The organism is Micromonospora sp. NPDC049171, from assembly GCF_040648275.1.
Classification (GTDB): domain Bacteria; phylum Actinomycetota; class Actinomycetes; order Mycobacteriales; family Micromonosporaceae; genus Micromonospora.
The window spans coordinates 17079-34913 of sequence record NZ_JBEZDJ010000022.1; the positions used below are offsets into that span (position 1 = coordinate 17079).

The window sequence follows — 17835 nt, forward strand, 5'->3', positions numbered from 1 at the left end:
GTCGGGTTCGGCGGCGGCGCCGGTCGTGGGAAAGAGGTCGACCGGCCGTCGGGTCAGGGGCAACCCTGAGCCGGCATCGGGGGCCACCCGCAGCGGGAAATCCGCGCCGGGTCCCCCCGTGGGCGGACGGAACGGGCGTGATCAGCGCCGATGATGGAACAGTCACGCCGGACCATCGGGGGGCGGCGTGAACATACGGACAGACGGAAGAGGTAGATGACGTGACCGCGACGGTAGGCCAGCAGGCGCAGGCCGCGGCCCGGGCGAACGACGTGTGGAAGGTGTACGGCAGCGGCGAGGCTCAGGTCATCGCGCTACGGGGGGTCAGCGCCGAGTTCGAACGTGGCCGGTTCACCGCGATCATGGGGCCGTCCGGTTCGGGTAAGTCGACGCTGATGCACTGCCTCGCCGGCCTGGACTCGGTGACCCGGGGGACGGTGGCGATCGGTGAGACGACAGTCACCGGGCTGGGTGACGCGGGGCTGACGAAGCTGCGCCGCGACAAGGTGGGCTTCATCTTCCAGCAGTTCAACCTGCTGCCCACGCTGACCGCCAAGGAGAACATCCTGCTGCCGCTCTCGATCGCCGGGCGCAAGCCGGACCCGACCTGGTACGACACGGTGATCACCACGGTCGGTCTGAAGGACCGGCTGGACCACCGGCCGGCTCAGCTCTCCGGCGGGCAGCAACAGCGTGTGGCCTGCGCGCGGGCGCTCGTCTCCCGCCCCGAGGTGATCTTCGCGGACGAGCCGACCGGTAACCTGGACTCGCGCTCCGGCGCGGAGGTGCTCAACTTCCTGCGCAACTCGGTCCGCGAGCACGGTCAGACGATCGTGATGGTCACCCACGACCCGACCGCCGCGGCGTACGCCGACCGGGTGGTCTTCCTCGCCGACGGGCAGATCGTCTCGGAGCTGATCGAGCCGACCGCCGAGACGGTGTTGGACACCATGAAGAAGCTGGACACTCCGGCCGAGGTGGGCAACTGATGTTCCGGGCGACAATGAAGAGTCTGCTGGCCCGCAAGGTCCGGCTGATCCTGTCCGGTCTGGCGGTGGTGCTCGGGGTGATGTTCGTCTCCGGTGCCTTCGTGTTGACCGACACGCTGGGTCGCTCGTTCGACTCGGTCTTCGCCGACGGCTACTCCGAGATCGACGTGAACGTCGCGGCGAAGCCGAAGGTGGAGCTCAGCGAGATGGAGGGCGAGCAGACCAACGCCCCGCTGCCCGCCGCCGTGGTGGAACGGGTCAAGCAGGCGCCGGGGGTGGCGTCGGCGACCGGCATCGTCAACGCCGACGGCGCCCGCGTGATCGGCAGCAACGGCAAGGTGGTCACCTCGTTCGGCCCGCCGCAGTTGGGCGAGAACTGGATCGGCGAGACCGAGCTGATGCAGTTGCGGGAGGGCCGCGCGCCGCAGGCCGAGGACGAGATCGTGCTCAACAAGGCGTTGGCCACGACGGCGAAGGTGCAGGTGGGCCAGAAGGTCGGCGTGCTCACCGCGTTCGAGTCGAAGAAGCGCGACTTCACCCTGGTCGGCATCATGGGTTACAGCGGCGACCGGGACTCGATCGGCGGGGTCAACGAGGTCTTCTTCACCACGCCGGTGGCGCAGCGGCTGATGCTCGGCCAGCCGGACACGTTCAGCAGCATCACCGTCAACGCCGCCAGTGGGGTCTCCGACAAGACGCTGCGCGACGACGTGGCCCGCACCCTGGGCCCGGACTTCGAGGTGAAGACCGGTGAGCAGCTGGCCGCGGACGCGGCGGCCAGCCTGAAGGAGGGGCTGTCCTTCTTCAACAAGATCCTGCTCGGCTTCGCCGCGGTGGCGTTGCTGGTCGGCACGTTCCTGATCCTCAACACCTTCTCGATCATCGTCGCGCAGCGCACCCGGGAGTTGGCGCTGATGCGCGCCATCGGGGCCAGCGGCCGGCAGATCATCGGCTCGGTGGTGTTGGAGGCCATCGCGGTGGGCCTGATCGCCTCGGTGCTCGGCCTCGCCGCCGGCATTGGGGTGGGGGCGCTGCTGGCGTTCCTGTTCGGCAAGCTGGCCGGTGGGCTCACCCTGGCCGGGATCGGTGTGCCGGCGGCCGCGGTGATCGGCTCGTTCGCGGTCGGTCTGGTCATCACCGTGGTGGCGGCCCTGCTGCCGGCGCTGCGGGCATCCCGGATCCCGCCGATCGCGGCCATGCAGGACGTGGCCACCCCGGACCGGCCGTTGACCAAGATCACCGTGGCCGGGTCGGTGGTCACCGCCATCGGCGCGGTGCTGCTCTTCCTGGGGCTCAGCGGCAACGCCCGCGGCAGCACGCTGCCCACCATCCTGGGTGGGGTGCTGTTCGCCTTCATCGGTGTGGCGCTGCTGACCCCGTTGATCAGCCGGCCGGTGGTGGGCCTGCTCGGTGCGATCTTCTCCTGGTCGGTGCCGGGCAAGCTGGGCCGGCTCAACTCCGGGCGCAACCCGCGCCGCACGGCGATCACCGCCGCCGCGCTGATGGTCGGCATCGCGCTGGTCACCGGCGTCACGGTGATCCTCGACTCGGCCAAGGGCAGCATCAGCGCCCTCGCCCAGGACACCATCAAGGCCGAGTTGGTGATCTCCGGTCAGCAGGGTGGTCCGCGTCCGCCGAGCTTCGACCCGGGTGTGCTGGACAAGGCCAAGACCCTGCCCGGTGTGCAGTTGGTCGACGGCGAGTACGGCGACATGGCGAAGCTCGACGGCAAGAGCACCTGGGTCGCGGCCAGCAGTGACATCACGTCGCTGCGGCAGATCTTCGGGGCGAAGGCCACCGCCGGTGACATCGACCGGCTCGGGCCGACGCAGATGCTGGCCAGTTCCGACACGGCCACCTCGCGTGGCTGGTCGGTGGGCTCGACGGTCAAGGTGCAGCTGACCCGCGGTGAGGCCCGCACGTACACCGTCAGCGGCATCTACGAGTCGTCCCAGTTGACCAACCCGGTGACGTTGCCGGTGCAGGCCGCGACGGACTTCACCATCCCGCAGCCGATCCAGGGCTTCATCCAGCTCGCCCCCGGTGCCCGGGTCGCCGACGTGCAGCCCCAGGTGGAGACGCTGCTGGCGGACAGCCCCGAGGTGTCGGTGGCCGACCGGGACGCGTTCATCAAGCAGCAGACCGGTCAGCTCGACGGGCTGCTCACGATGATCCAGATCCTGCTGGCCCTGGCCATCGTGATCGCCGTACTCGGCATCATCAACACCCTGGCGCTCTCGGTGCTGGAGCGGACCCGGGAGTTGGGTCTGTTGCGGGCGATCGGCCTGCGCCGGTCGCAGACCATGGGCATGATCACCGTGGAGGCGGTGGTGATCTCCGTGTTCGGCGCGCTGCTAGGCGTGGCGGTCGGCACCGGCCTCGGCGCCGCCGTGGTCGAGGCACTCAAGGACGAGGGGATCACCGACCTGATCCTGCCCTGGGGGCAGATGGGTGTCTTCCTCGGCCTGGCCGCGATCATCGGGGTGGTGGCCGCGGTGCTCCCGGCCATCCGGGCGGCTCGGATCAACGTCCTGGGCGCGATCGCCCACGACTGAGCAGGAAGGAAAAGGGGGCCTCGGCGGACGCCGGGGCCCCCTTTTCCTCGCTAGGCCGCGGCCCGGTCGGCCAGCAGCGCCGCGAGCAGCGCCAGGTCCACGCCGGTCAGGCTCTGCACCTGGTGTACGCCGGCAGTGGGCGCGAGCGCCACCTCCGCCGGTACGGCCAGCACCGCCGCACCCGAGGCGCGTGCGCTGGCCACCCCGGTCGGCGAGTCCTCGATCGCCACGCACCGCTCGATCGGCACACCCAGCAGGCGGGCCGCGGTCAGGTAGGGCTCGGGGTGCGGTTTGGCCGCCACGACCTCGTCGCCCGCGACCACCACGTCGAAGTTGTCCCGGCCCAGGGTGTCCAGGGCGATCTCGACGAGCGCCCGGGGGCTGGAGGTGACAAGCGCGGTGGGGATCCGCGCCGCGCGGACGGCACGCAGCAGCTCGAACGCGCCGGGCTGCCAGGGCAGGCCGCCGCGGAACAACTCCAGGATCCGGGCGTAGATCCACGCTCCGCTGATCTCCGGGTCCCGTTCGGGCTGCCCCAGGTCGTCGTGCAGGAGCCGCATCGACTCCGCCATGCTGGTGCCGATGATCGCCCGGCGGGCGTCCTCGGACAGCTCCCCGCCGTACTCCCGGGCGAGTTCCTCCAACGCGACGTCCCACAGCTTCTCGCTGTCGACAAGCGTGCCGTCCATGTCGAAGAGCACGGCGGCAAGGTGGTGGCTGCTCAGCGGATCCTCCAGGGTCGTGGGCGACACCGGCGATCCTGCCAGGCCCGGGCACCGCCGGTGACCGTGCTGGGCACCGACGTGATCCGGGCAACCCGCTCAGCCCAGGTCGCAGGCCTGCAGGGAACGCTCGTAGCCACGGAAGAACGAGTCGGTGCGCTGCTGCGCGGTGCCGTGCGAGCCCTCCGCGAACCACGGCTGGTCCGGGTCGTCGCCCACGGCCGCCAGCCCTTCGCGGAACTCGTCCAGGTCACCGTCGGCCAGGGTCAGGGCCTTGGCGCGCACCGAGTCGCCGAGGTACGCGCCGGCCATGCAGTCGGCCTGCAACTCCTGCTGGATGGTGAAGCTGTAGTTGATGCCGAGCCGCACCTGGATGCCGTGGGCGTACTCGTGGCCGAGCAGGTAGAACACGAACGCGTCACCGACCTGGCGGAACGCCGCCACCGACCAGGCGACGTCGTACGCGATGAAGTCGCCCCGCGAGCAGTAGACGGCGTTGTTGCGGGGCAGCGGCTCGCCCCCGCAGGACACCTCGCCCGCCCGCTGGTACGGGGTGATCCGCCGGATCGGTTGGAACCGCTGCCCGGACTCCTTGAACTGGGCCGCCCAGTACCGTTCGGCGATCGTCTGCGCGTCGGCGACGTCCTGCTTGAACTCGGCGACGCTCGTGGTGCCGTCGGCCCGGGTGGTGGTCGGCCCCGGGGAGGCCTGCGAACCGGCCGGTGCGGGGCGCTCGCCCTCCGGCTCGGCCAACCCGCCGCCCGCGCAGGCGAGCGACAGCAGGGCCGCGGTCAGCAGGGCCGCCACCGGGCCCCGGGCATCGCGTCCGGACCGTGTGCCCACTGTGCCTCCCCAGACATCCGTGCTCGCGTTGCGCAGTACCCCGACGATACGACCGCCACGCCCACGCACCGGATTCACGCGCGCCGGCTGCGGATGGTTCACCTTGCCGTACAACCATAAGGAGACGGGGCGGGTGAGGAGGATCGTCATGCACGAGCTGGGCAGCCGCCTTCGCCGTCAGCCGGCCCCTCCACACGTCGTGTGGCGTTCGCTGCGCGACCCGTACGAGGTCGGTAGCCGGCCCTGGCTGGAGCTACGTGACGACGAGGTGCCGCCGCGGGTGCTGGCCGGCTACGCCCCCGTACTGCTGATCTGGTCGTCGCTGTGGCCGCACCGGCCGCTGGACCGGGTCCGTTTCGACCTGGCCGCCCACCCGCCCGGCCCGGAGTGCGCGCTGCGGTGGACGCTCACCACCGACGGGGAGGTGCCGAGCGAGAGCACCCTCGGGTACCTGCGGCACCGGCTCAACTACCTGATCAATGACCGGCTCCGCCGTTCCTACGGCCAGTGACTCGTCAGCCGCCGGGCTCCCGGCCGCGCTGCCAGGTGTCGCCCTGGTCGCCGTGCCGCCCGCCCCTCCCCCGTTGATCATGGAGTTATTGCCTTCGTTGTCGGCGTGTCGGAGCTATAACCTCATGATCAACGGATCGAATCGGGGGTGGGTGGGGTGGGTGGGGGTGGGGTGGGGTGGTGTCTGGGTGGGGGGTTGGGCTTCGACGTTTCTGGTGAGCGGTGCCGCGGCGGCACCAGAGACAGGAGGGGACACCCGTGAAGTACATGATTTTGCTGTACGGCTCCCAGCAGGACTACGACGTGTTGTCGGGGCGGGCTTCCGACCGGCCGGCGATGTCGGCCGAACAGGTCGCGGCGATGCACAAGCACATGGAGACGTTCCACCAGGCGCTGGCCGAGTCCGGGGAGTTGGTGGACGCCCAGGGCTTGACCGAGCCCGTGCACGCGCGCCGGGTGCAGGTACGCGAGGGCGCACCCGTGGTCACCGACGGCCCGTACCCGGAGACGCAGGAGGTCCTGGCGGGTTACACGATCGTGGAGTGCGCCAGCTTCGACCGGGCCACCGAGATCGCCGCCGGACTTGTCGACCCCACCGCCCCCGACGGGTACGTGGACGTGCGGCCGGTACTGGAGGGCATCGAGGACCTGGCCGGCTGACCGATGCCGCAGACACGCGTCGAGGACCTGCTGCGCGAGCTGGCGCCGCAGGTCCTCGGCGCGCTGGTACGTCGCTACGGGCACTTCGACACCGCTGAGGACGCGGTGCAGGAGGCGCTGATCGCGGCGGTGCGCGGGTGGCCGCGCGACGGCGTACCGGACAACCCGCGCGGCTGGTTGATCACCGTCGCGTCCCGCCGGCTGACCGACCTGCTGCGCTCCGAACAGGCCCGGATGCGGCGGGAGGACACGGTGGCGCGGTGGGTGTTGCCGGAGCAGTGGCGCGCTCCGGCGGCTGACCATTCGCCGGCGGACGCGGACGACACGCTCATCCTGCTCTTCCTGTGCTGCCACCCGGCGCTGTCGCCGGCGTCGCAGATCGCGCTCACGCTGCGCGCCGTGGGCGGGCTGAGCACCGCCGAGGTGGCGCGTGCGTTCCTGGTGCCGGAGGCGACGATGACCCGGCGGATCAGCCGGGGCAAGCAACGGATCCGGGACAGTGGACTGCGGTTCGCGCCGCCGACCGGCCCGGAGCGCGCCGACCGGCTCGCCGCCGTGCTGCACGTGCTCTACCTGATCTTCACCGAGGGGTATGCCCGCACGGCCGGTCCCGGGTTGCTGCGCGCCGACCTGACCACCGAGGCGATCCGGCTGACCCGCCTGGTGCACCGGCTGCTGCCCGAGGATCCCGAGGTCACCGGGCTGCTCGCGTTGATGCTGCTCACCGATGCGCGGGCTCCGGCGCGGCTCGGCCCGCACGGCGAGTTGGTGCCGATGGCCGAGCAGGACCGGGGCAGGTGGCGGGCCGACCAGATCGCCGAGGGGGTCGAGCTGATCACCGGGGCGCTGCCGCGCGGGGTCGTCGGGGCGTACCAGGTGCAGGCGGCCATCGCGGCACTGCACGACGAGGCGCCCAGCGCGCGGGAGACCGACTGGGCGCAGATCACCGCCCTGTACGAGGTGCTGCTGGGCATCTCCGACAACCCGGTGGTGGCGCTCAACCACGCGGTGGCGGTGGCGATGAGTCGGGGCACCTCGGCAGGGTTGGCGCTGCTCGCCGACCTGGCCGACGACGCGCGGCTGGCCGACGACCCCCGACTGCCGGCCGCCCGCGCGCACCTGTGGGAGCTGGAAGGTGAGCGGGGCGCGGCGCGTGAGGCGTACCGGAGGGCGGCGGCGCGCTCGACGAACCTGGCGCAGCAGCGCTACCTGAACGCCCGCGCGGACCGCCTCGCGGGCGACCCGCCGCCTGCCGGCTGAGCCGGCGGCGGACGGTCAGGGACTCGCGGCCAGGAAGACGAACGCGGCCAGCAACACCAGGTGTACGCCACCCTGCAGCACGTTGGCCCGGCCCGGCACGACGGTCAGCACCGCGGTGACGGCGGTCAGCGCGAGCAGGGCGAGTTGGGTGCCGCCGAGGCCGAGCAGGAGGGGGCCGTCCAGCCAGATCGAGGCGATCGCGATGGCCGGGATGGTCAGGCCGATGCTGGCCATCGCGGAGCCAAGGGCGAGGTTCAGGCTGATCTGGACGCGGTCGCGGCGCGCGGCGCGGGCGGCGGCGAGGGTCTCCGGCAGCAGCACCAGCAGGGCGATGATCACACCGACGAACGCGTGCGGCAGGTTCGCGGCCGCGACACCCGCCTCGATGGTCGGTGAGACGGTCTTCGCGTCACCCACCACCGCGATCAACGCCACCAGCAGCAGCCCCAGGCTGATCAGCGCGGCGCGGGTCGTCGGCGGTTTGGCGTGCTCCTCGGCGTCGATCACCCGGCCCTGGCTGTCGACCGGCAGGAAGTAGTCGCGGTGCCGGCCGGTCTGCACCAGCACGAACAGCCCGTACAGGGCCAGCGAGGCGACGGCGGCGAAGGTGAGTTGGGCCGGGCTGAACTCCGGGCCGGGCCGGGCCGTGGTGAAGGTCGGGATGACCAGACTCAGCGTGGCCAGGGTGATCACGGTGGCCAGCGCGCCACCGGTGCCCTCCGGGTTGAACACGGCGACGCGTCGGCGGAGCGCCCCGAGCAGCAGGGACAGGCCGAGGATGCCATTGCAGGTGATCATGACGGCGGCGAAGACGGTGTCGCGGGCGAGCGACTGGGTCTTCTCCGGCCCGCTGATCATCAGCGTGACGATGAGGGCGACCTCGATCACGGTGACCGCGACGGCGAGCACCAGCGATCCGTACGGCTCCCCCACCCGGTGGGCGACCACCTCCGCGTGGTGCACGGCCGCCAGCACCGCACCTCCCAGCAGCACCGCGACCACCACGATGATCGGCCCGGGCAGGTCCCGCCCCCAGGTGGCGAGCAGCACCAGCACGGCGAGCACGGGTACGGCAACGGTCCAGTCGGTCATCCGGGAGCGAAGCAGGGTGGCCATGCCGTACAGCGTGCCAGGCCAGCTGATCATGTGCCCACCATCGACGCGGCCGCCTCCCCGAACCCGTAACCCATGGGTTACGCTTCCGGAGTGGACGAGGTGGCCACCGCAATCGCGGACCCGGTGCGACGGCACATCCTGACCATGCTGCGCGACGAACCCCTCTCCGCCGGCGACATCGCCCAACGCTTCGCGATCAGCCGACCCGCGATCAGCCGCCACCTGCGGGTGCTGCGCGAGAGTGGGCTGGTCCGCGACGAGTTGGTCGGCCGACAGCGGATCTACCGCCTCGACCCCGGCCCACTCGCCCCGCTTGCCGACTGGCTCGCCGGGCTCGCCGGCGCCGACCGGTGGGAGCGGCACCTCGACGCGCTGGAGACCGAGATCTATCGCACCCGCCGAGAGCGCCGCAGCAGCGGCCCGGCGGAGCATCGAAGGGAGCACACCGCATGACCCGTACGCCCGCCGGACGCCTGTTCCGCACCGCCACCGGCCACGATCTCGTCCTCACCCGGACCTTCCGCGCCCCGGCGGCGGACGTCTGGGCCAGCCTGACCGAGCCGGAACGCACAGCCCGCTGGTACGGGCCCTGGGAGGGCGACGCCGCGCCCGGACGGACCGTCCGGATCCAGATGGCGTACGAGGAGGAGCAGCCCTGGAGTGAGGTCCACATCGACGCGTGCGAGCCACAGCGACGCCTCGCCGTGTCGCTGATCGACAGCTACGGCACCTGGCGGCTGGAGCTGGCGCTGACCGAAACCGACGGCGTCACCGAGCTGCGGTTCGTCCAGCACCTGACGAGCCTGGAGGGCATCGCCGAGGTCGGCGCCGGCTGGGAGTACTACCTGGACCTGCTCGTCGCCTCCCGGGACGGCTCACCCCGGCCCGAGTTCGACGAGTACCACCCCGCCATGCAGCCCTACTACCAGGGGCTCGCCGGGCTGCTGGTGGACAAGGGGTGAACGCGACGCACACCGACCGTTGCGCCGAGTGCGGAGGGGCGTTGCCGGCCAGCGGCGACTGCTGGACGCGGCTGCACGAGCTGCTCGAGATCGAGACCCGCGTGCTGCCCACTCTCGAACCGCAGGTGGGGATGCGGGCGCACTTCTTCGCCGTGGCCACGTACCAGCTCCAGCATCCGTCCCGGCTCACCCGTGCGACGCTCGACCGCCTGCACGCCGCGGTCGACGAGATGACCGGTCCCGCAGCACCTCCGCTCGCGCGCCTGCGCCGCGACATGGGCCGTTTCGCGGCCGGCTCGCGCAAGGTCACCCGATCGGCGCCGCCAACCGATCGTTCACACATCGACAGGCGCTGGCCGGTGTCGTGGTCGGTCACGGCCCACGACGTGACGGAGGGACAGGAGTCGGAGTACCCGGACGCCGTCGGCCGCTGGGCGGTCGCGACGCTCGCCGACCTTCGTGCCGCGCTGGCCGCCACACCACGCTACGGGGGCTAGGGGTCGAGCTCGCGCCGCAGCTTGGCGAACTCGGCGGCCAGCGCCGGCAGCGGAAAGTGCGCGTTCAGGCCGCTGGGGTTGGGCAGCACCCAGACCCGGGCCGGGCCCAGCCGATCCGGCTGCGGCCCCAGCCCGGCCCGGGGCCGGACAAAGGCGATCCGGTACGCGGTCACCCCGAGGATGGCCACCCACCGCGGCCGGTACCGCTCGGCCTTCACCGCCAACCCCGTCACCCCGGCCACCAGCTCCTCCGACGTCAGCTCGGCGGCGCGGGCGGTGGCCCGGTTGCTCAGGCTGGTGATGCCCAGGCCCTGACGCAGCAACTCGTCAGATTCCCACGGGTGCAACTCCCGGTCGGTGAAACCGCCGCGGTGCAGGGCCGGCCAGAACCGGCTGCTCCTGCGGGCGAAGGGCAACCCCACGGCGGCGGAGTAGAGACCCGGGTTGAAGCCGCAGAACAGCACCCGCAGGCCGGGCCCGATCACGTCGGCCAGGCCCCGCCCGGCCGCCGCCGCCACCTCCTGCGGGGTCGGCCGCCGAAACGGCCCCGACCGCTGCGCGTCCACCAGACCGATCCTGCCGTACGCGCGGGCACCGGACACGGCGCACGCCGATGATCACGACGTGGCACCCTCAGCGGATGCAGTCAGCCGACCACCTCGCCGCCAGCCGTTACGCGCGGATGCGCTGGAACACGCCGCTCTCACCGGAGCACGCCGCCCTGCTGCTGCAACGACTCGACGTCCGCCCCGGCGCGCGCGTCCTCGATCTCGGTTGCGGTTGGGGTGAGCTGCTGCTGCGCGCGGTCGCCGCCGGGGGCGTGTCCGGCCCGGTGGCGACGCGGGGCGTCGGCGTCGACACCGATGGCGACGCCCTGGATCGGGGACGGCGGCTGGCCGCGGACCGGTCGCTGCACCGACACGTCACCTTCGTCATGGGCGAGGTGGCGGCCTGGCAGGAGCCGGCCGACCGGGTCCTGTGCATCGGGTCGGCACACGCCTTCGGCGGCACCGGGGCCGCCCTCGACGCCCTCGCCGACCTGGTCCGCCCCGGCGGGCGGCTGCTGTTCGGTGACGCGTACTGGGAAGTGTCACCCACGGCGGAGATCGCCGAGGTCTTCGGCCCGGAGGTCGCACCCCTGCCCGGGTTGGTCGAGGCCGCCCGCGAGCGCGGTTGGCGGGTGCTGCACCTGAGCACCGCCGACCAACGGGAGTGGGACGACTTCGAGTCCACCTGGCTCGCGGGCCGCCAGGAGTGGCTACTGACGTACCCGGAGGATCCCCGCGCGGCCGACGTCCGCGCGGAACTCGACGAGCGGTTGCGCGAGTACGTCGGTGGCTACCGAGGCGTCCTCGGCCTCGCCTACCTCGTCCTCGGTCGCTGAGCGGCCCACGTTGACGCCGCTGGCTACGCTGCCGGCGGTGAGCGCCAGACGTCGCGTCGCCCTGCCCGCGCGGATCCTCGTGGTCTGCACGGGCGCCGTGCTGGTGTGGCTGGCGCTGGAGGCTCTTCTCGACCGCGACTACGACCGCCCGACCCATGCCGTCGGGGCAGTCCTCACGACGGCGCTCGTCGTACCCCTGGTCGTGGTTGCCCGCCGAGGGCTGGACCGACGTCCCTGGGCCGGTCTCGGCCTGCCCTCGCTGCGGGCCGGTTGGCGACGCCTGCTGCTCGGCATGGCCTGCTGGCTCCTCCCCGCCGCCCTCGGGTTCGCGCTCTGCCTCGGTCTCGACTGGGTCGAGATCAGTGTTCGGACGTCCGCCGGGGACGCCCTGCGGGTGGCGGCGTTGCTGGTCGTGCTCGTCGCGCTGAAGGAGGCGCTGCCGGAGGAGCTGGTCTTCCGTGGCTACCTGCAGCACAACCTCGCCACCCGGTTGCCGGCGTGGCAGGCCGTCATCGGGCAGGCGGTGGTGTTCACCCTGTTCGGGTTTCTCATCGGGGCCGCCCGGTCCGTCGACCGGCTCGCCCTGTTCTTCGTCTTCGCGCTTCTCCTGGGTGCCTTCCGTGCCGCCACCGGCGACATCTGGGCGGGCATCGGCTTCCACCTCGCCTTCCAGACGGTCGCCCAGCTGTTCGGTGACGTCGGAGCGGTCTTCGACGTGACCGGGTCCGCCGTCCTGGGAGTCGTGGCCATGGGCGCCGTCCCGTTCTCGGTCGGCTGGCTGGTCGTGCGCCGCCTCTACCGGGACCGCCTCGACTGGCGGGCGCGCGAACCGGACCCGTGCGCCGGGGCACCGCTCGACCGGCACGGGAGCGGTGCCTCGCCGAGCGGGTGAACGCGGCGAATCGTCGCATCTTGCCATGATCAACTGGCTGGTGCCGATCGCCGCCCTGATCCGCGTGACGGGCCGCGGCAGGCGCGGTCTCGCGACCGTCGCGCACCGGGCGTGGCGGGTCAGAACGGCAGCGCCACGAGGTGCCCGGCGAGAAGTTCCCCATCTTAGTCGGTGCACCCGCAGCCGGCCACACGTCGCGCGCGGCACCGGCGCCAGCCGCGCCAGCAGGGAGCCGGGCCGGTGAACGTGGGCTTGACGGGGCGCAGACATCGGAGGTTTACTGCGTCAGCGATGTCAGTCGATACAATTCGACCGTCCACAAGTGTCGGTCGGCGTGATCTGCTGGTCGCGCGCCCCATCCCCCCACCACCCCGCACCACCTCAGCCGAGCATCGGCGGCCCGGCTTCCGCACCACCGCCACTGTGGCCTCCGGCCTGCCCGCGTGCACAGCCTGAGGTCGCCGCTCAGCAGAGGAGCAAGACCATGCGTTCCCGTCCCCGCCTGTTGGCCCTCGTCACCGGCCTGGCCGTGTTGATGGCCGGCCTGGTAGCCCTGCCCACGCAGGCCTCGGCCGCACCGCTGACCAAGGTCCTGGTGTTCAGCAAGACCGCCGGCTTCCGCCACTCGGCCATCCCCAACGGCATCGCCGCGATCCAGCAGCTCGGCTCGGCCAACGGCTTCACCGTGACCGCGACCGAGGATGCCGGCCAGTTCACCACCTCCAACCTGGCCCAGTACCAGGCGGTGGTCTTCATGTCGACGACCGGCGACGTCCTCAACGCCAGCCAGCAGACGGCCTTCGAGTCGTACATCGCCGCCGGCGGCGGGTACGTCGGCGTGCACGCCGCCGCCGACACCGAGTACAGCTGGCCGTGGTACGGCGCGCTGGTCGGGGCGTACTTCGACTCGCACCCGGCGATCCAGACGGCGACCGTGAAGATCGAGGACCAGACCAACCCGTCGACGGCGCACCTGCCCGCCACCTGGTCCCGCTCCGACGAGTGGTACAACTACCGCACCAACCCCCGGTCCACCGCGCGGGTCCTGGCCAGCCTCGACGAGTCGTCGTACAGCGGCGGCAACATGAGCGGCGACCACCCGATCACCTGGTGCAAGGCGTACGGCGGCGGCCGGGCCTGGTACACGGGCCTCGGGCACACCGAGGCGTCGTACACCGACCCGAACTTCACCAAGATGCTGCTCGGCGGTCTCCAGGTCGCCGCGGGTTCGGTGAGCGCCGACTGCTCGCCGCGCACGACGACTCCGCCGACGACCCCGCCGCCCACCGCCGCCGGCTCGACCCTGAAGGCCCGCGCCAACGGCAAGTTCGTGAGCGCGCCGAACGCCACCACCGCGCTGATCGCCAACAAGACCTCCGTCGGGACGACCGAGCGGTTCGACCTGGTCAACCTCGCCAACGGCAACGTGGGGGTGCGCGCCAAGAGCAACGGGCAGTTCGTCGCCGCGGAGAACTCCGGTAACTCCCCGCTGATCGCCAACCGGGCCACCGCCGGCTCCTGGGAGACGTTCCAGCTCGTGCGCAACTCCGACGGCACGGTGAGCCTGCGGGCCACGGTGAACAACCGTTACGTCTCCGCTGACAACGGGGGCAACTCCCCGCTGATCGCCAACCGGACCTCCATCGGTCAGTGGGAGAAGTTCGACCTCGTCACCACCAACTGACCTGGTCCCCAGCTCGTTCTCCACCACACCCCCACCTGGTCGTGGCGCGCCCCCGCGCGCCCGTCCCCCGGTCGTCGAGAAAGGACGATCATGTTCTCGTTCTCCCGGCGCTGGCCCCGGGTCCTCGTCGCGGCGGTCACCACCGTCGCGAGCGTGACCCTGGCCGTGGCCGCCGCACCGTCCACCGCGCAGGCGGTGGTCATCCCCGCCAGCGACTACCAGCAGGTCAAACTCGCCACCGGCTCGGCCGAGCTGGGTGAGGCCATGTCCCTGGCGGTGCTGCCCAACCGCTCGGTGCTGCACACCGCCCGCAACGGCGTTCTGCGGGTCACCGACGTGAACGGCAACACCAAGACCTCCGGCACCCTGTCGGTCTACACGCACGACGAGGAGGGGTTGCAGGGCGTCGCCGTCGACCCCAACTTCGCCACCAACCGGTGGATCTACCTGTACTACTCGCCGACGTTGAGCACCCCGTCCGGGGACGCCCCGACGACCGGCTCGCAGTCGGACTGGGACCGGTGGAAGGGGCACCTGCGGCTGTCCCGGTTCACCCTCAACAGCGACGACACGCTCAACCTGGGCAGCGAGAAGATCGTGCTCCAGGTCGCCAACGACCGTGGGCAGTGCTGCCACGTCGGCGGTGACCTGGACTTCGACGCCGCCGGCAACCTGTACCTGACCACCGGCGACGACACCAACCCGTTCGAGTCGTCCGGCTACGCGCCGCTGGACGAGCGGACCAACCGCAACCCGCAGTTCGACGCGCAGCGCTCGGCGGGCAACACCAACGACCTGCGGGGCAAGGTGCTGCGGATCAAGCCGCAGGCCGACGGCACGTACACCATTCCGTCGGGCAACCTGTTCGCACCCGGCACGGCCAACACCCGTCCGGAGATCTACGCGATGGGTCTGCGCAACCCGTTCCGGATGAGCGTCGACAAGGCCACCGGCGTCGTCTACGTCGGCGACTACGGGCCCGACTCGGGAAGCACCAACTCCAGCCGGGGCCCGTCGGGTCAGGTCGAGTTCAACCGGATCACGGCGCCCGGCAACTTCGGCTGGCCGTACTGCACCGGCAGCAACAGCAGCACCGAAACGTACAACGAGTACACCTTCCCGTCCGGGCCGTCGCAGTCCAAGTACAACTGCACGGGCGGGCCGACGAACAACTCGTTCCGCAACACCGGCCTCGGCACGCTGCCCGCGGCGAAGCCGGCCTGGATCAAGTACGCCGGCGACTCCGGTTCGCCGTCGGAGTTCGGCAGCGGCTCGGAGTCGCCGATGGCCGGGCCGGTGTACCGGTACGACGCCTCGCTCAACTCCAGCGTCAAGTTCCCGCAGTCGCTCAACGGCCTGTTCTTCGCCGGCGAGTACGGCCGCCGCTGGATCAAGCCCATCGCGATCAACGCCGACGGCTCGCGCGGGGAGATCTCCAACTTCCCCTGGTCCGGCACGCAGGTCATGGACATGGCCTTCGGCCCGGACGGCGCCCTCTACGTGCTGGACTACGGCACGGGCTCGAACAACCAGGCGCTGTTCCGGGTCGAGTACATCGGCGCCGGCAACCGCAACCCGATCGCGGTCGCCGCGGCGAACCCGACGTCGGGGGCCAACCCGCTGACCGTGAACTTCTCGTCGGCCGGCAGCTCCGACCCCGAGGGTGGCGCGCTGAGCTACCTGTGGACGTTCGGGGACGGCACCACGTCGACGGCGGCCAACCCGACGAAGACGTACACCACCAACGGCACGTACTCCCCGACGTTGAAGGTCACCGACCCGACCGGCCTGTCCGGCACGGCGAGCCTGGTCATCACCGTGGGCAACACGGCACCGACGGTGACGCTGACCTCGCCCGCCGACGGGCAGCTGTTCAACTTCGGTGACACCATCTCGTACCAGATCTCGGTGAGCGACCCGCAGGACGGCACGATCGACTGCACCAAGGTGAGCCTGACCTACGCGCTGGGCCACGACAGCCACGCGCACCAGATCACCTCGAAGACCGGGTGCAGCGGCTCGATCACCGTCCCGACCGACGGTGAGCACGACTCGGCGGCCAACATCTACGGCGTGTTCGACGCCGCCTACACCGACAACGGTGGGCTCACCACGCACAGCATCAGGACCCTGCAACCGAAGCACCGCCAGGGTGAGCACTTCGGTGCCACCTCCGGTGTCCAGGCGACCGATCACACCAACGCCGAGGGTGGTCGCACCGCCGGGTTCATCGAGAACAACGATTGGATCTCGTACCAGCCGTACAACCTGGCCAACGCCAACCGCATCACCGTGCGGGCGTCGTCGGCCGGCGCCGGTGGCACCATCGAGGTCCGGGCCGGGTCGGCCACCGGCACCCTGCTGGGCACCGTCACGGTGCCGGTGACCGGCAACTGGGAGACCTTCGTCGAGTCGTCCGGCACGATCAGCAACCCGCCGAGCGCGTCGACCACGCTGTACCTGGTGTTCAAGGGCGGGTCCGGCTACCTGTTCGATGTCGACGCGTTCACCTTCACCACCGGCACAGGTGGTAGCACGCCGGTGAGCACCCTACGGGCGCAGGTCAACAACCAGTACGTGTCGGCGGTCGGCACCACCGCGTTGATCGCCAACAAGGCCAGCGTCAGCAGCACCGAGCAGTTCGACCGGGTGGACGCCGGCAACGGCAACATCGCGCTGCGGTCGCGCGCCAACGGGCTCTACGTCTCGGCCGCGAACGCGGGCGCCAACCCGTTGGTCGCCAACGCCACAGCGATCGGTTCGTGGGAGACGTTCCAGCTCATCACCAACTCGGATGGGACGGTGAGCCTGCGCGCCACGGTCAACAACCAGATCGTGTGCGCCGAGAACGCCGGGGCCGGATCCCTGATCGCCAACCGTACGTCGGTTGGCGCCTGGGAGAGGTTCATCCTGACCACCGGCTAAGCAGCGGTGCCCGGCCTGGTCGGCGGCCGGGCCGGCGAACGTCGGGAGAGTCCGGGGCGGGCGGTGAACACACCGTCCGCCCCGGTGCTCGTTGTCGTGGCCGTCGACCCGGGCTCCTAGGAGCCCGCGGGCACCCCGGCGTCGAGCTGGCCGATCATCGGGGCGAGAAGGTCGTTGAGCTCCCGGGCCAGCACCACCATGGCGCGGCGCGCCGTGGTGGCGACGTCGTCGTCCGGACCGTCCGGAGCCGGTGGCAGTTGGTCCAGCGGCACCGGCGCCTCGACCTGGAGCATCGCCCGCAGGTGCGGGCTGCGGGTCTGGTCCTGCTCCGTCGGGGTCGTGTACTGGCCGAACAGCTGGGGCCAGTCCCGCCAGCCGCGGTCGCGCTGCCACTGCCTGGTCCAGGTGAGCTCTGCCGGCCAGCGGGACACCACCGTCACGGCGCAGACCATGCTGCCGTCCCACGGGCTTCTCGCGCAGGTCGCCGAGACGATCCGCCGGTGCCAGCGGACGAAGCCGGGCGACAGGGCGGTGGCGACTCGCCAGGCTGTCGCCGCGAACTCGACGGGCGAGATGTCGCCCCAGGTGTCGGCGAAGTCGTCGATCCGCCGCCGCACCTCGGCCTCGTAGCGGCCACCGGTGTCGGTGCCGTGCTCGCGGTCGAACTGCTCGTCCAGCCAGAAGGCGCGCGGCTCGGACATCCCCACCCCCGGATTCGTGAAGGTTTCTCAGACACGACGCGGTGCGTTCCGCAGTCAGGCAACCGTCACCGACCGTACACGACAGGACCACTGTGGATCGCCCGTCCGACCCTAGCGTGGGCGATGCGACGTCGG

Annotated in this window: 16 protein-coding genes and 1 pseudogene; 12 read left to right on the forward strand and 5 right to left on the reverse strand. The window is 71.3% G+C overall.

What is annotated here, in order from left to right; translation table 11 throughout:
• Positions 1 to 221: 221 nt before the first annotated feature.
• Both AB0B14_RS25485 and AB0B14_RS25490 read left to right on the forward strand, forming a co-directional pair.
• Positions 222 to 989 (forward strand): ABC transporter ATP-binding protein, encoded by a 768-nt coding sequence (locus AB0B14_RS25485; protein WP_357074016.1) that lies wholly within the window; start codon positions 222 to 224, stop codon positions 987 to 989.
• Positions 989 to 3544, forward strand: a complete 2556-nt coding sequence (locus tag AB0B14_RS25490; RefSeq protein ID WP_357074019.1) for an ABC transporter permease — start codon at positions 989 to 991, stop codon at positions 3542 to 3544. Before AB0B14_RS25485 ends, AB0B14_RS25490 begins: the two co-directional genes overlap by 1 nt.
• 50 nt (positions 3545 to 3594) lie before the next feature.
• Here the strand turns inward: AB0B14_RS25490 and AB0B14_RS25495 are convergent, their stop codons facing one another.
• Positions 3595 to 4245: an HAD family phosphatase gene (locus AB0B14_RS25495; RefSeq protein WP_357074377.1), complete on the reverse strand. Its 651-nt coding sequence runs from the start codon at positions 4243 to 4245 to the stop codon at positions 3595 to 3597.
• A 120-nt stretch (positions 4246 to 4365) separates the two neighbouring features.
• The gene (locus AB0B14_RS25500; protein ID WP_357524601.1) at positions 4366 to 5109 is read right to left on the reverse strand and encodes a neutral zinc metallopeptidase; all 744 of its coding nucleotides are present in this window, start codon (positions 5107 to 5109) and stop codon (positions 4366 to 4368) included.
• Between the two features lie 133 nt (positions 5110 to 5242).
• Between AB0B14_RS25500 and AB0B14_RS25505 the strand changes: the two genes are divergently transcribed.
• From AB0B14_RS25505 to AB0B14_RS25515, 3 genes are all read left to right on the forward strand, one after another.
• On the forward strand, positions 5243 to 5620 hold the full coding sequence (locus AB0B14_RS25505) for a hypothetical protein (protein WP_357524603.1): 378 nt from the start codon (positions 5243 to 5245) through the stop codon (positions 5618 to 5620).
• A gap of 266 nt (positions 5621 to 5886) precedes the next feature.
• Positions 5887 to 6279, forward strand: a complete 393-nt coding sequence (locus AB0B14_RS25510; RefSeq protein ID WP_357074380.1) for a YciI family protein — start codon at positions 5887 to 5889, stop codon at positions 6277 to 6279.
• A gap of 3 nt (positions 6280 to 6282) precedes the next feature.
• Positions 6283 to 7539: a sigma-70 family RNA polymerase sigma factor gene (locus AB0B14_RS25515; protein WP_357074028.1), complete on the forward strand. Its 1257-nt coding sequence runs from the start codon at positions 6283 to 6285 to the stop codon at positions 7537 to 7539.
• 15 nt (positions 7540 to 7554) lie between these two features.
• Here the strand turns inward: AB0B14_RS25515 and AB0B14_RS25520 are convergent, their stop codons facing one another.
• Positions 7555 to 8655 carry an ionic transporter y4hA gene (locus tag AB0B14_RS25520; RefSeq protein WP_357074382.1) on the reverse strand — a complete coding sequence of 367 codons (1101 nt, stop codon included), beginning with the start codon at positions 8653 to 8655 and terminating at the stop codon, positions 7555 to 7557.
• 90 nt (positions 8656 to 8745) lie between these two features.
• On the opposite strand from AB0B14_RS25520, the gene AB0B14_RS25525 reads away from it, so the two are divergent.
• Genes AB0B14_RS25525 through AB0B14_RS25535 form a run of 3 tightly spaced genes read left to right on the forward strand, consistent with a single transcriptional unit; the run spans position 8746 to position 10114 of the window.
• Positions 8746 to 9108, forward strand: a complete 363-nt coding sequence (locus AB0B14_RS25525; RefSeq protein ID WP_357524604.1) for a metalloregulator ArsR/SmtB family transcription factor — start codon at positions 8746 to 8748, stop codon at positions 9106 to 9108.
• On the forward strand, positions 9105 to 9617 hold the full coding sequence (locus AB0B14_RS25530; RefSeq protein ID WP_357524605.1) for an SRPBCC family protein: 513 nt from the start codon (positions 9105 to 9107) through the stop codon (positions 9615 to 9617). Before AB0B14_RS25525 ends, AB0B14_RS25530 begins: the two co-directional genes overlap by 4 nt.
• A complete protein-coding gene (locus tag AB0B14_RS25535; RefSeq protein ID WP_357074036.1) occupies positions 9614 to 10114 on the forward strand; it encodes a DUF5946 family protein in 501 nt (166 codons plus the stop codon). The genes AB0B14_RS25530 and AB0B14_RS25535 overlap by 4 nt, the downstream gene beginning before the upstream one ends.
• Here AB0B14_RS25535 and mug read toward each other — a convergent pair.
• A complete protein-coding gene (mug, locus tag AB0B14_RS25540; RefSeq protein WP_357524709.1) occupies positions 10111 to 10680 on the reverse strand; it encodes a G/U mismatch-specific DNA glycosylase in 570 nt (189 codons plus the stop codon). The genes AB0B14_RS25535 and mug overlap by 4 nt on opposite strands.
• Before the next feature lie 74 nt (positions 10681 to 10754).
• Between mug and AB0B14_RS25545 the strand changes: the two genes are divergently transcribed.
• From AB0B14_RS25545 to AB0B14_RS25560, 4 genes and pseudogenes are all read left to right on the forward strand, one after another.
• A complete protein-coding gene (locus AB0B14_RS25545; RefSeq protein WP_357074042.1) occupies positions 10755 to 11498 on the forward strand; it encodes a methyltransferase domain-containing protein in 744 nt (247 codons plus the stop codon).
• 37 nt (positions 11499 to 11535) lie between these two features.
• Positions 11536 to 12390, forward strand: coding sequence for a CPBP family intramembrane glutamic endopeptidase (locus AB0B14_RS25550; protein WP_357524606.1), 855 nt, complete (start codon positions 11536 to 11538; stop codon positions 12388 to 12390).
• Between the two features lie 535 nt (positions 12391 to 12925).
• Positions 12926 to 13648 (forward strand): annotated as a pseudogene (locus AB0B14_RS25555) (ThuA domain-containing protein); the annotation flags it as partial.
• 516 nt (positions 13649 to 14164) lie between these two features.
• Positions 14165 to 16999: a PQQ-dependent sugar dehydrogenase gene (locus AB0B14_RS25560; protein ID WP_357524608.1), complete on the forward strand. Its 2835-nt coding sequence runs from the start codon at positions 14165 to 14167 to the stop codon at positions 16997 to 16999.
• 116 nt (positions 17000 to 17115) lie between these two features.
• Here the strand turns inward: AB0B14_RS25560 and AB0B14_RS25565 are convergent, their stop codons facing one another.
• Positions 17116 to 17700 (reverse strand): hypothetical protein, encoded by a 585-nt coding sequence (locus AB0B14_RS25565; protein ID WP_357524610.1) that lies wholly within the window; start codon positions 17698 to 17700, stop codon positions 17116 to 17118.
• Between the last annotated feature and the right edge of the window lie 135 nt (positions 17701 to 17835).